Origin of the sequence: Bacteroides sp. 1001302B_160321_D4 (genome assembly GCF_015667765.1) — a bacterium.
GTDB classification, from domain to species: domain Bacteria; phylum Bacteroidota; class Bacteroidia; order Bacteroidales; family Bacteroidaceae; genus Bacteroides; species Bacteroides xylanisolvens.
In genome coordinates this window covers 1-14,142 of sequence record NZ_JADPLO010000052.1, presented here as the reverse complement: position 1 = coordinate 14,142, position 14,142 = coordinate 1, and the positions used below count along the sequence as shown (strand labels likewise).

The 14,142-nt window shown below is 39.0% G+C and carries 10 protein-coding genes and 1 pseudogene; all 11 read left to right on the top strand.

Annotation, left to right across the window (positions count from 1 at the left end; translation table 11 throughout):
• The first annotated feature begins 4 nt into the window (after positions 1-4).
• A complete protein-coding gene (locus KFO40_RS18470) occupies positions 5-901 on the top strand; it encodes a phosphodiester glycosidase family protein (RefSeq protein WP_248005602.1) in 897 nt (298 codons plus the stop codon).
• 16 nt (positions 902-917) lie between these two features.
• Positions 918-2,822, top strand: a complete 1,905-nt coding sequence (locus KFO40_RS18465) for a BACON domain-containing protein (RefSeq protein ID WP_211146685.1) — start codon at positions 918-920, stop codon at positions 2,820-2,822.
• Positions 2,823-2,857: 35 nt separating this feature from the next.
• Positions 2,858-3,811, top strand: coding sequence for a phosphodiester glycosidase family protein (locus KFO40_RS18460; protein WP_211146684.1), 954 nt, complete (start codon positions 2,858-2,860; stop codon positions 3,809-3,811).
• Between the two features lie 499 nt (positions 3,812-4,310).
• Positions 4,311-5,282 carry a tyrosine-type DNA invertase cluster 3b gene (locus KFO40_RS18455; RefSeq protein ID WP_032842070.1) on the top strand — a complete coding sequence of 324 codons (972 nt, stop codon included), beginning with the start codon at positions 4,311-4,313 and terminating at the stop codon, positions 5,280-5,282.
• 335 nt (positions 5,283-5,617) lie between these two features.
• Positions 5,618-6,214, top strand: a complete 597-nt coding sequence (locus KFO40_RS18450) for a UpxY family transcription antiterminator (protein ID WP_008025447.1) — start codon at positions 5,618-5,620, stop codon at positions 6,212-6,214.
• Positions 6,192-8,606, top strand: coding sequence for an SLBB domain-containing protein (locus tag KFO40_RS18445; protein ID WP_211146683.1), 2,415 nt, complete (start codon positions 6,192-6,194; stop codon positions 8,604-8,606). The genes KFO40_RS18450 and KFO40_RS18445 overlap by 23 nt, the downstream gene beginning before the upstream one ends.
• A gap of 15 nt (positions 8,607-8,621) precedes the next feature.
• Entirely contained in the window at positions 8,622-9,758 is a 1,137-nt protein-coding gene (locus tag KFO40_RS18440) for a Wzz/FepE/Etk N-terminal domain-containing protein (RefSeq protein WP_211146682.1), read from the top strand.
• Positions 9,759-9,777: 19 nt separating this feature from the next.
• A complete protein-coding gene (locus KFO40_RS18435) occupies positions 9,778-11,190 on the top strand; it encodes an undecaprenyl-phosphate glucose phosphotransferase (RefSeq protein WP_211146681.1) in 1,413 nt (470 codons plus the stop codon).
• 41 nt (positions 11,191-11,231) lie between these two features.
• Positions 11,232-11,427: pseudogene (locus KFO40_RS25765) on the top strand (lipopolysaccharide biosynthesis protein RfbH); the annotation flags it as partial.
• 111 nt (positions 11,428-11,538) lie between these two features.
• Positions 11,539-13,065, top strand: coding sequence for a lipopolysaccharide biosynthesis protein (locus tag KFO40_RS18430; protein ID WP_087321327.1), 1,527 nt, complete (start codon positions 11,539-11,541; stop codon positions 13,063-13,065).
• A gap of 127 nt (positions 13,066-13,192) precedes the next feature.
• The coding region (locus KFO40_RS18425; RefSeq protein WP_211146680.1) for a hypothetical protein at positions 13,193-14,142 on the top strand (950 nt) is incomplete at its 3' end.

Genomic DNA, 14,142 nt, shown 5'->3' with positions numbered 1-14,142 from the left:
TAGTATGATAAAAAACATATATATATCGTTACTGCTCATAGTGACTGCCATTTTTATCGGATGTTCAGACGATGACGGAGAGAAGATACCATACAAAGGGGCAACCACTCAGCTCATGCAAGGTATTGCCGATAATGTATCGTATATACAACAAATACAGAAAGAAGAGATTATTAAAATCAGTGATGGAGTTAGTGTTATCGATGTCTCTTTTGTATATTGTACGAAACCGACGCGGATGCTTATTGCTGAAATCGATCTTAATAAGAACGTTACGATAGTGACTTCCACTCCCGACAATAAGGATGAAGTGGGTAAGGTCACTCAGACGGTAAGGCAGCAGGCCATGAAAGCAGAAGAAAGCGGTAAGGATGTATTGCTTGCGATTAATGGGCACTCTGCCGGAATTTGCTATAAAGATGGGAAAGAACTGAAGGGCACTTTCGGACGTGATTCGGAACAAGTTTTTTATATGTTGGATGATGGTTCTCTCCATATCACCACAGTTCCTGAATTTAATCTGGTAAAGGAGAGCGTAGTAAACGCTGTTAGCGGGAACTATCCCTTGATTATTGATGGAGAGGTATGCCAATTTACAGTTAATGCTAACACAATGGGTTTTCGTCCCCGCACTTTTGTAGGAGTATCAAAAGATCATAAGAAAGCCTATTTCTTTGTTGTTGACGGAGAACAGGAAAAATATTCTAATGGTATGCGTCTTGAAGATATTATGTTGGTGTGTCAGGGTGCGGGATGTTACCAAGCCATAAATTTAGAGGGTGATGCCTCGTCAACAATGGTACGGAAGGTTGGTGAAAATGATTTTCAGCTCATGAACCAACCGTCTGAAGGTAAGGAAAAAGACGTAGCAAACGGGCTGCAAGTTATTGTGAAACAGTAATTAAATAAAAGAGTATATGAAAATACAATCAAAATTTCCTCATTTATTTACAAAAGGTTTATTGTTCCTTTTTGTAACGGCTCTCTTTATTTCATGCGATGACGCATTGGAAGGCAAGATCAATCCGCATATAGATATGCAAGAGGAGATTATAATAAATCCGGAAGGAGGTAGGGAAGTTATCGATTTACGGTCTTCTTACCCGTGGTTTGCCGAGGCTTCCGATTCTTGGATTCAGTTGACAAGATACCGTGGTCAGATGCAACTTCCTGATTCTATCGTAACGCTGATAGCCGAAAATCCCGAGATGGAACCACGCGAAGGGTGGATTGAAGTCCGTTTGATGGATCAAATGTCTACTAGAATCATTGTTAGACAAGAGGGTAGAGGTTCGTTGATTACTCTTCCGAAGAGTGTCGTTTATTTTAATATCAATGGAGGAGAGGCAGTGTTACCTGTTCTCACAGATCTTGAATGGGATACGGATATAGAGGAGAAAGACGGCTTTACGTTTGAGGCAGCGGGGAAAAATAGCCTGAAAGTTAAAGTTGCCAGGAATACCACTGGCGCAGAACGGGAAATAGTTGTAACCTTAAAGGCAAAAGACAGCGATCGGCAAGCCAAACTGACTGTGATACAAAGTAATCAGGAGAAGATGATGAACATTACGCTTGCTCCGGAAGAAAAGGATGTATTGTTTACTAGAGATGCCAAGAGTGTGGAAATTCCGGTCATATTGAATACTGAATATGAGTTGGAGGTTTCCGGACAAGATTGGATAACAGTGACTTCGGTACCTCAATTTGGTGGTGGTGATATTGCCGAGCAAATTACGATTAAGGCCTCCGTTTCCAACAATACCACCGGAGTGGAAAGGACCGGATACATTAGGATTAAAGATAAAAGCTCTGACATATCCGACATCTATTATATCTCGCAGATGCCGGGAACGCGCCGTATATACGTGAAGCCAGGTGCAGTCGGTGATGGAACAAGTTGGGAGAATGCTTACGGAGATATTCAGGCGGCTGCAAGTGCTTGTGGAAATCATAGTAACATCGATATTTGGGTAGCAGAAGGCGAATACCAGTTGAAAAACTCTTTGGTGTTGAATGCGGTCAATGTTTATGGTGGATTCATCGGTACTGAAAGTAAACTGAAAGATCGGGATCAGAGCAGGAAGTCGACTATAAAAGGTGGTGATTTCTTCTTGATGCGGTCTGAAACAGAAGGATCGGGTGATATATACTATTACTTTGATGGTTTTGTTCTTACAGGTACAGTTACACAATCTAATTCAGAATGGGGTGGAGTATTAAGAATAAGGAAACGCGTCTTTAGTAATAATATAGTACATGGAAATTCATTCTATAGAGCGGCTTGTGGTTATTACGATAATTGTAAGATCATCAATTGTCTGTTCTATGGTAATACAACGACAGAAACATCCGGTGGTATTTATTTCTTGGGTAAGACTTCGGTGTATAATTCGTCTATAGTGAATAACGAGATTAGAGATCAATGGAATAGTGCATACGTTATACGCGTTGCTGATAACATTAAAATGTATAATACTGTTGTTTGGGGCAACAAGTGTGCTAATCCTAAGAACCCACAGTTCCATGTTGCTGATGCCACAGCTTGTACATTATACAATTGTGTGCTGGTGAATATTACCTCACAATCCAATTACTCGCCAATTGTCAATAACTGTATAACTAATTTGGCTAATGATAATATCGGACCGTTGTTTGTAGCTCCGACTGATGGAGATTATCGTTTGCAGAGTACTTCTCCGTTAATAAACAAAGGAGACAATGCAATTATTGAAACAATCGGCGTGAACAAGGATATAATCGGAGGCATGCGTATTTCAGACAATACAGTTGATGTGGGAGCTTATGAATATCAAGTAAAATAGTGAACTTAAGCATCAAATTTTTAACATAGAAAATTATGGAACAGAAAATTAAAAACAGATTAATGTGTCTATTGGCTTCTTTTATGGTAATAACGAGTGCCTGTTCAGACAACAAATCGGATATATATGTAGGTCAAACACCTTTTGGTAAGAATATAGCCAACTCGTCTATTGTTACAGAAATGTATTGGGACCGCAGTGTGGCATTAAGAGATGGCGTTATTATTACAGAATTATTCTTTAGGACAGGCCAATACAATCAACATGTCTATGTAGCTGGGGTGGATTTAACGAAGGTTACGTTTACCCCCGGAACCAAAGACGACAAAAACGTTCCTGCTGTTGATGAGAATTCTGATGCCATACTTCCTTATCATGCGTATGCAGCAGAACAAAACGGGAAAAAAGTATGGTTAGGCGTGAATGGTGATTTTTATACGGCTAAATATGAAGTGATGGGAATCTTCTTTAAAGATGGAGTGGCCATCAACGACAAGGCTTGGAGTGGCCATGAAGCAGTGGTATATCAATTGAAAAATGGGGAATCATACATCGGACTGGCTGAAGAAGCATTGAAGCATGGTGATCAATTGCTTCATGCGGTGGGTGGATATGGAACGCTGATTGACGGGGGACAAATTACATCTGAATATATGGATGTTGAAGATGCTGCTATAGCTTCCGATTTTCATCCGCGTACAAGTGTAGGAATCTCAGAAAACCGTCAGATGCTCTATTTGTTTGTTGTAGATGGACGAATGAAAGATGCTTATTATGCAAAAGGTTTGACTTTACCTCAATTGGCAATTTTGATGAAAGCTGTCGGTTGTCAAGATGCTATTAATTTAGATGGTGGAGGATCCACAACGCTGATTGTGCGTAAGGAAGGTGAAGACGGTGGATTAAAATTCCCTATTTGGAATACACCAACCGATGATAACGGTCCGCGTGAAGTGACCAACAGTATCTTAATTATAGACAAGCCATAAAAGAAAAATGAGAATGTATGTAGAAGTTTTATTCCATTGAAAAAATAATTAAAATTAAAAATACATGTTTAGTGAAGCAGGAACAATCCCTTAAAGATAGTGACGCTATGTTGTCAGTATAGTGATACTATCCTCCTCTTATAGTGACGCCATCCCGTTAGGATAGCGTCACTATTTTTCCGGGATATGATTCTCAGTTTTTAGCAGGTCAAAAGTATAGCTTGCATTTCATCCGCACAATTATTTTTGTCAATACTTGTTTATGGCCTTTTCTTTGGCCTGTGTCCTCTTCCATTCTTTTTCGGTTTTTGAACATTGTTCTTTACTTGTGTTTTAGATTCTCCGTGAATTATCTTTTTGTTAGCCATGATTTGCTGGTTTTTTAAGAGGTTAATAAAACTAAAAAATAATATCTCATTTGTCAAGTGTGCTTCAGGTCTGCCAAAAGATTTGTTCTTTTGTCGCTTGCCAAATGGTATAATATATAAAATAACTAGTGATGCAAATGATGAACAGAAATGGATTTAGCCGGTGTGCGGAATTCTACATCGGTCGTTTGCGGAAGGAGGGGAGACATTCTACTGCGCATGTCTACAAGAATGCGCTTTTCTCTTTCAGCAAATATTGCGGCACGTCTAATGTGTCGTTTAGACAGGTCACCCGCGAACGTTTACGACGTTACGGTCAGTATCTTTATGAGTGTGGCTTGAAGCCCAATACGATTTCTACGTATATGCGTATGCTTCGTAGTATCTATAACCGTGGAGTGGAAGCGGGCAGTGCGCCATACGTGCCGCGCCTGTTTCATGATGTCTATACAGGTGTGGATGTCCGCCAGAAAAAGGCTTTGCCTGCTACGGAATTGCATAAGCTTCTGTATGAAGATCCCAAATCGGAACGTTTACGCCGTACGCAAGCTATTGCCGCCCTGATGTTCCAATTTTGTGGAATGTCGTTCGCTGATTTAGCCCATCTGGAGAAATCGGCACTCGATCAGAATGTACTGCGATACAATCGTATCAAAACCAAAACCCCGATGAGCGTGGAAGTGCTGAATACTGCAAAGGAAATGATTAACCAGCTTCGTAGCAAAGAAGATTCTCATCCTGACTGTCCGGATTATCTGTTTGATATTCTTCGTGGGGATAAAAAACGGACGGATGAAAGAGGTTACCGGGAATATCAGTCTGCTCTTCGTCGATTTAATAATAATCTGAAAGACCTGGCAAGAACCTTGCATTTGCAATCTCCTGTCACTTCCTATACGCTTCGTCATTCTTGGGCAACGACTGCGAAGTATCGGGGAGTCTCCATTGAAATGATTAGTGAATCATTGGGGCACAAATCTATTAAAACGACACAAATCTACTTGAAAGGCTTTGAGCTTAAAGAACGTACGGAGGTAAATAAAGGGAATTTATCTTACGTTAGAAATTGCAGTGTAGGTAGTCCTAAAATAGTAAAGTGTTAATAATCAGAATTAAACTATGTGTGTTACTTCTTAGGTAACGGAATTAAATTTGACGCAAAGATAGACAAAAACACGAATAGAAAGCAAATATTCCTCCACTTTTTTTCGTTTTATCTGAAACATAGAGCAAAAAACTATCCGAACATGAAATAACCTTATTTCCATGCTCTATACTTTTTATTGCCTAATCTCTAGATTTTCCCCGTTGAGTATTAGGCCTTTCCACATTCTACGCCTTTGTCATGTGCGTGATTTCTATTTTCATCATAATGTACGTTTCGTGTATGTGTTATCTGTTACCTAAGAAGTAACGGAATCACATGGGGTAAAAAAATATGATTTTAACGAAACCAAAATCAGTAAATGCCGGGCCTATTAGTGGGACAGGGGAAGGCGTAGCACACTCAAAACGCTGGTATGTAGCACTCGTTCGAATGCATCACGAGAAGAAGGTATCCGAGCGTTTGTCTAAGATGGGAATTGATTCTTTTGTTCCCGTTCAGCAACAGATCCATCAATGGAGCGACCGTCGAAAGATGGTTGATACAGTCTTGCTTCCAATGATGGTTTTTGTTCATGTCAATCCAAAAGAGCGTATGGAAGTCCTGAGCTTCTCCACTGTCAGCCGTTATATGGTGATGCGTGGTGAAAGCACTCCTGCCGTTATTCCTGACGAGCAGATGGCGCGTTTCCGTTTTATGCTCGATTATTCCGAAGAAGCAGTCTGTATGAATGATACTCCACTGGCGCGTGGTGAGAAAGTTCGTGTCATAAAAGGTCCTTTGAGCGGCCTTGTCGGCGAACTCGTGACTGTCGGGGGGAAGAGTAAGATTGCCGTTCGTTTAAATATGCTTGGCTGTGCTTGTGTAGATATGCCAATCGGTTATGTAGAACCCACAAAGATTAGTAATGACGACACAAAAAAACTTTAACGTATTTCTATTCATTCTGCTACTAGGAGTTTTTTCTCCTTTGATGGCTCAAAATATGAGCGATTCTCAAGTATTGGAATATGTCAAAGAGGGGATTAGACAAGGGAAAGAACAAAAACAATTAGCCTCTGAACTTGCACGTAAGGGCGTGACCAAAGAGCAGGCTATGCGTGTGAAGCAGCTTTATGAGCAGCAGAACAATGTCAATGCTTCCAACGCTACCGGTACGGATGTCAATGAATCCCGTCTTCGTGAAGAAATGAAGGAGAACACCTCCGATATGCTGGAAGACCATCCGAGTACTCAAGACCTTGCGCGTAGTAATCAGGTTTTCGGACGTAACATTTTTAATACCCGTAACCTGACTTTTGAACCCAGTGTCAACATCGCCACCCCTTTAAATTACCGTCTCGGTCCCGGTGATGAAGTGATTATCGACATCTGGGGAGCCAGCCAGAACACTATCCGCCAACAGATTTCTCCTGATGGCACGATCAACATTCAGAAAATAGGTCCCGTCAACCTGAACGGTCTGACTATTGCTAAAGCCAATGACTATCTCAAAAAAACATTAAACAAGATATATAATGGTCTTAATAATACGAATGACCCCACTTCGGACATCCGTCTGACTCTGGGCAGCATCCGTACTATTCAAATCAATGTGATGGGGGAAGTAGTCCAGCCGGGCACTTACTCTCTTTCTTCCTTTTCTACTGTCTTCCATGCACTTTATCGTGCAGGTGGAGTCAGTGACATAGGTAGCCTTCGCAATGTCCAGCTGGTACGTAACGGTAAGAACATCGCTACGATCGACGTCTACCAATTTATCATGAAAGGCCACATTCAGGATGACATTCGTCTGCAAGAAGGTGATGTCGTGATTGTTCCTGCCTATGACGTATTGGTTAAGATCGACGGAAAAGTGAAACGCCCCATGCGTTTCGAAATGAAGAAGGACGAAAACTTATCTACTCTTATCAGTTATGCCGGTGGGTTTGAGGCCGACGCCTACACCCGTTCTTTGCGTGTCGTACGCCAAAACGGACAGGAGTATGAAGTAAACACAGTCAAAGACCTTGATTATAGTGTCTATAAAATGCGGAATGGTGATGTTGTGACCGCCGAGGCTATCCTTAACCGCTTCACTAATAAGCTTGAAATCCGTGGTGCTGTTTACCGTCCCGGTATCTACCAGCTAAACGGTAAACTGAATACCGTCCGTGAACTGGTGAACGAAGCCCAAGGCTTGACGGGTGATGCTTTCTTGAACCGTGCTGTCCTTTATCGTCAACGTGAGGATCTTACTACTGAAGTTATCCCTGTAGATATTAAAGCCATCATGGATGGTACTTCTCAAAATATCATCCTGGCGAAAAACGATATTCTTTATATTCCCAGTATCCATGATTTGGAAGATAGGGGAGATGTTGTAATCCACGGCGAAGTGGCCAAACCAGATTCCTATCCTTATGCTGATAATATGACCCTTGAAGATTTGATCATTCAGGCCGGAGGCTTGCGTGAAGCCGCTTCTGTTGTTCGTGTGGATGTATCGCGTAGAATCAGGAATCCCCGTAGTACAGCGGATAATGATACTATCGGTCGGACGTATACATTCTCTCTGAAAGAAGGGTTTGTTGTTGATGGCACACCGGGTTTTGTTCTTCAACCTTATGATGAGGTTTATGTTCGCCGCAGTCCGGGTTATCAGGCCCAACAGAATGTAGCCGTTGAAGGTGAAATCCTGTTCGGAGGGTCTTACGCCATGACTAGTCGTGAAGAACGTCTTTCAGATTTGATCAATAAAGCGGGAGGTGCTACGAATTATGCCTATTTACGTGGTGCAAAGTTAACCCGTATAGCTAATGCAAGTGAAAAGAAACGTATGGGTGATGTAATCCGCCTAATGAGTAGACAGTTGGGAGAAGCTATGATTGACTCTTTAGGTATTCGTGTAGAAGATCATTTTACAGTCGGAATTGATTTGGAAAAAGCACTGGCCAATCCTGGCAGTACAGCAGATATTGTCTTGCGTGAGGGGGACGTGATTTCCATTCCGAAGAACAATAATACGGTCACGATCAATGGTGCTGTGATGGTTCCAAATACAGTTTCTTATATAAAGGGTGAGAATATAGATTATTACCTGAATCAGGCTGGTGGTTATTCTGAAAATGCAAAGAAGAGTAAGAAAATTATCGTATACATGAATGGCCAGGTAACTAAAGTGAAGGGTAGCGGTAAGAAACAGATTGAACCGGGTTGCGAGATAATTGTACCTAGTAAGGCTAAGAAAAGGAATAATATTGGCAACATTTTAGGTTATGCTACTACATTCAGTACTTTGGGAATGATGGTTGCTTCTATTGCTAATTTAATCAAGAAATAACGAATACCTTTATTTATGTCTACTTTGATGGAACAAACATCTGAAAAGGAAACAAAACAGTTGCATAATAATCACAATGATGAGGAGATCGAAATCGATTTGATGGATCTTTTTCGTAAGGTTATAGGTATTCGTAAGAAGATCTATAAAGCGGCCGGTATCGGACTGATAATTGGTGTTATTGTTGCAATAAGTATCCCTAAGCAGTACACGGTTGAAGTTACCCTTTCTCCGGAAATGGGTAATAACAAGGGTGGTGGTTTATCCGGTTTGGCTGCTTCCTTTTTAGGAAGTGGAGTTTCTATGGGAGACGGTACTGATGCCTTAAATGCTTCCTTATCTGCTGATATTGTTTCTTCTACTCCCTTCTTGTTGGAACTTTCTAATATGAAAGTCCCTGTATCAGGGAGTGAGGAAATCTCTTTAAGTTCTTATTTGAATGAAGAGTCATCCCCATGGTGGGGTTATGTAATTGGATTTCCTGGCATGGTAATTGGTGGAGTAAAGTCCTTGTTTACAGAAAATGAGGATGAATCCATATCTTCCGATAAAGCAAGTCGGGGTACCATTGAATTATCCAAAAAGGAGTTTCAGAAGATTGAATCACTAAAGAGAAAGATTGCTGCTTCTGTAGATAAGAAAACCTCTATGACTACCGTTTCTGTGACTTTGCAGAGTCCTAAGGTTGCTGCAGTCGTTGCTGACTCTGTAGTTAAGAAGTTGCAGGAATATATCATAGACTATCGTACCTCCAAATCTAAAGAGGATTGTCTCTATTTGGAGAAATTGTTTAAAGAACGTCAGCAGGAATATTACGAAGCGCAGAGAAAATATGCCGACTATATGGACTCTCATGACAATATCATTTTGCAGAGTGTTCGTACCGAACAGGAACGTTTGCAGAATGACATGAGTTTGGCTTACCAGGTATATAGTCAGGTTGCCAGTCAGCTTCAGGTTGCCAGAGCTAAAGTTCAGGAAGAGAAACCTGTGTTTGCTATTGTAGAGCCTGCTGTTGTCCCTTTGGAACCTTCGGGAACCAGTAGAAAGGTATATGTTTTAGCTTTTATTTTCCTATCAGTTTGTATTGTTATATTCTGGAATTTATTTGGGAAAGATTTCCTGAATAAGTTCAAAGAAGTATGTGCCTAAAATCAATCTTTAATGTGATATGGTATCAACCACCAGTCAAATCAATAAATTTATAGAATTTATAGCAGTTCTGGGAGATCTGATCATTCTGAATCTGGTATTGTTCTTTCTCCTTTTCTTTTGGGAGGAAGCTTTTGTTTCTTTACCTTTTTCTTGCAGGGTCTCCTGGATGATGACTTCGTTAAGCCTCTGTTATCTGGCCTGTTCCGGTTCTCGTGGGAGGGTTTGGGATAGTCGGGGAATTCGCCCTGACCAGCTAGTGTTGCGTGTGTTGAAGAATATTATAGCTTTTTCCATCTTTTGGGCATGTATCATGACTTTTAGTGGAATCTCTATCTATTCTCCTCTTTTCTTTGTTGCTTATTTTTCTTTCCTCTTTGTCATCTTAAGTATTTATCGCATTATTATTCGTCATTTCCTGATAGTCTATTGTGCTAAGGGAAAGCATAGACGTTATGCTGTTTTTATAGGAGGGGGCAATAATATGCAGGTATTGTATGAGGAGATGGAAAGTTCTCTGGCGTCTTCCCTGTATGAAGTCGTAGGTTATTTTGATATAAAACCGAATGATGCTCTTTCTTCTCAATGTTCCTATCTGGGTAATCCTGACGGTTTTTCAGATTTTATGTCTGCACATCCAAGCATCAAGCATGTTTTTTGTTCTCTGTCGATGGAGGAGGGACGTTATAATTTTTCTATTATGAATCATTGTGAGAACCATTTGCTTTATTTTCATGGTGTTCCTAATGTATGTAAAGGTTTTCCTCGTCGTATCTGGCACAGTATGGTTGGCAATATGCCTATATTAGATCTGCGTTATGAACCTTTGGGTAAGATGGAGAACCGTATTTTGAAACGGCTGTTTGATGTTGTTTTTTCCGGTCTTTTTCTGGTTACTGTTTTTCCTTTTGTTTATATCATAGTTGGAAGTATTATAAAGTTGACTTCTCCCGGTCCTGTATTCTTTAAGCAAATGCGTACAGGTTTGAATGGTGTGGATTTTGTGTGTTACAAATTCCGTTCTATGAAAGTGAACGATGAAGCTGACAGTAAACAGGCTACGGCTGATGATCCCCGAAAAACTCGTTTTGGGAACTTTCTCCGTCGTTCTAATATTGACGAACTTCCTCAGTTTATCAATGTCTTTAAGGGTGATATGTCGATAGTAGGTCCTCGTCCTCACATGTTGGCCCATACGGAGACTTATGCCCGTTTGATTGATAAATATATGGTGCGGCACTTTATAAAACCTGGGGTAACCGGTTGGGCTCAAACGCATGGTTTCCGTGGTGAAACGAGGGAACTATCACAGATGGAGGAACGTGTAAAGGCTGATATCTGGTATATGGAGCATTGGACAATGTTGCTTGACTTATATATCATTTATAAGACTGTGGCGAATGTAGTTATAGGAGAAAAGAACGCATATTAGAGTATCTTTATTGGCAGAACATTTTAAAAATATATCTGCTTATGAATAAAAAAGAAACTCTGAAGCAACATATCTCGTGAATATTATAATGAGGTTCATCGGGACTCCAAAGTCTTTGAATCAGGAAAAAGTGTAAATTATGGTGGTCGCTCTGGGAATGCTGAAGAACTTGTTAATTTGATTGATTCCTCTTTGGACTTTTGGCTTACAGCAGGACCTTGGGCTCATAAATTGGAGAGTGGGATTATTTGTGGAGTGATCAAAGCTTATTGAGTGGGTTAAGGAAAGATGATTTTAGTACAAAAATCGAAAGGATTATTTTGTGTCTTAAAATAACGGTAAAAAAGAATGTTGTCAATTACTGAACAAGAAAACAATAAACGGATAGCAAAAAATACAATATACTTATATATTAGAATGTTCTTAACAATGATTGTGTCATTATATACATCGCGTATAGTGCTACAAGTATTGGGAGATTCTGATTATGGGTTGTATAACGTAATTGGTGGTGTCCTTACCATGTTCTCAATGTTCAGCGAAGCTTTAACGGTGGGAACACAAAGGTTTCTGACTTTTGCTTTGGGAGAAAAGAATTTTGAAAAACTGCAAAATACATTCTCTATGGCATTGGGGCTTCATTTAGCTCTTGCTGTGGTCATATTGCTATTGTCTGAAACTATAGGTTTGTGGTTTCTTTACGAATATCTTAAGATACCGGATGGGCGCATGACTGCTGCATTGTGGGTGTATCAGTTCACGATATTAGGTTTTTTGATAAACCTAATCCAGCTACCGTTCCAGGCTTGTCTCATTGCCCATGAAAAAATGAGTATGTATGCCTATATGGGTATCTATGATGTAGTGATGAAACTTATGTTGGTGATAATATTACAATATGTTACTTTTGATAAGCTGGTATTATATGCTGCGGTGGTGTTTGTTGTAAACCTCACATCTGCTGTCATCTATAATTTCTATAGCCGGAGGCAATTCAGTGAATGTATATTTAGAATTGCATGGGATGGAAATTTGGTCAAAGAGTTTGTCTCATATAGTGGATGGAATATAATTGGAGGAAGTGTTGGATTTTTCACTAACCAAGGTATCAATATTCTACTGAATATATTCTGTGGGACTATTGTTAATGCTGCAAGAGGCTTGTCGGTAACAGTCAATACTTTTCTTCTGAATTTTATTAATAATTTCCAAACTGCTGTAAATCCACAAATCGTGAAATTGTATGCAATAAATGAATATGATAAACTTCATCGTTTAGTGATATATAATTGCCGTATTGCTGAGTATTTATATCTTCTCATCGCAATTCCCATTTTTATAGAGATCGATTTTGTACTTAAATTTTGGCTTGGAGATTATCCTGAGTATACTCCTGTATTTATACAAATTATTTTAATTCAATCAGCATGGAATCCACTTAGCTATCCTGTGGGTATGTTAATTCATGCCTCAGGCAGAATGAAATGGCCTTCTATATGGTCTTCTCTCCTGATTTTGATTTTTCCAATATCATATATCTTGTTGAAAACGGGTTATTCTCCTGTAACAGTTTATATTGCAAGTGCAACAATCAGGTTGTATCTTAATGGTTGTAATCTATACTTTGCTAATCGATATACATATTTGTCAATCAAAAGGGTGCTTCATGAGGTATATTTCAATGTAATTCCTGGTGCAACAGTAATGTTTATTATTCCATATATTATTTCAGAACATATGGAATCAGGCTGGTTCAGGTTTTTAGTCGTAGGTAGTGTGAGTCTCATTACTTCTACTTTGGTGATTTTTGTATGGGGGATGACTCCTAATATGAGAATTTTAGTTTTAAAGAAGTTACATATAAATAATCAATGAATAGAAAAAATGTCAATAGGCGTATGTTATTATTTGCCAGAGCCAACATATTCAGTTGTAATTCAAGATGTACTTTCTTTTTGTGTTGTAGCAGGAAATCCTGTTAGGGTAATAAAAAAATAGAAATATGAAATCAGTATTACTTATAGCACCCACATTTCTTAACCTGTATATAGATCTGAAGATTGAATGGGAAAAGCGTGGGTATAATGTCACGTATATCGAAGAAGAATCATATAGCTTTGACCCTTCTCTTATAAGAAACAAGCAGCTAAGCCATTGGAAAGAGAAATTATACATCCAATTTTTAAAAAAGAAAAGTATCCAACTTTATGAGAAGAAACTGAAAGGAAAGACTTTTGATTATTTAATGGTAATTAATGGAAAATCTTTTCATCCTATCCTGATAGATCAGATAAGGCGTGATAATCCGATAGTAAAAACGGTGCTCTATCTTTGGGACAGAACTTATAAAAACTACCGATTTGACAGGAATTTTGATTGTTTTGATAGAGTGGCTACATTTGATAGGGAAGATGCCAAGCAATTTAATTTGGAGTTTCTTCCTCTTTATTGGATCGAAGATGATAGATCACAATATGTAAAATATAAGATATTTGCATTCGGATCTTATCGTAATGATAGAAAAACTATATTTGAGCTTCTTTATAAAGTAGCAATAGAAAATGAATTGCCTGTCTATATAAAGCTATATATTCCACCTGTTTCAAAAAGTTTATTATCAAGAATAAAGACTGTTGTAAAAGAAATAATTAAAAGAAAATCTTGTAATGATTGTAATCAAGATATTCTTATACATGAACCTTTATCTCCCTCTGAATTTCGTAAATGCATATATTCTTCTTTATGTGTAATAGATACTTATAACGATTTTCAAGAAGGTATGACGCCACGTTTTATGTGGGCATTAGGAGCTGGGAGAAAAATTATTACAACTAATAAGAATGTGATTAATTATCCATTTTATTCCCCAGATAGAATATTGGTTATTGACAATATGGTTGACACGGCTTCTTTGCTACTGTTTTTGGATGAAAAAGTAAATGAAAATAAACA

Coding starts and splice junctions, on each gene's coding strand:
- KFO40_RS18460 (WP_211146684.1), top strand. CDS start 2,858: ATGGAACAGAAAATTAAAAACAGATTAATGTGTCTATTGGCTTCTTTT.
- KFO40_RS18440 (WP_211146682.1), top strand. CDS start 8,622: ATGTCTACTTTGATGGAACAAACATCTGAAAAGGAAACAAAACAGTTG.
- KFO40_RS18430 (WP_087321327.1), top strand. CDS start 11,539: ATGTTGTCAATTACTGAACAAGAAAACAATAAACGGATAGCAAAAAAT.
- KFO40_RS18470 (WP_248005602.1), top strand. CDS start 5: ATGATAAAAAACATATATATATCGTTACTGCTCATAGTGACTGCCATT.
- KFO40_RS18450 (WP_008025447.1), top strand. CDS start 5,618: ATGATTTTAACGAAACCAAAATCAGTAAATGCCGGGCCTATTAGTGGG.
- KFO40_RS18445 (WP_211146683.1), top strand. CDS start 6,192: ATGACGACACAAAAAAACTTTAACGTATTTCTATTCATTCTGCTACTA.
- KFO40_RS18465 (WP_211146685.1), top strand. CDS start 918: ATGAAAATACAATCAAAATTTCCTCATTTATTTACAAAAGGTTTATTG.
- KFO40_RS18435 (WP_211146681.1), top strand. CDS start 9,778: ATGGTATCAACCACCAGTCAAATCAATAAATTTATAGAATTTATAGCA.
- KFO40_RS18455 (WP_032842070.1), top strand. CDS start 4,311: ATGCAAATGATGAACAGAAATGGATTTAGCCGGTGTGCGGAATTCTAC.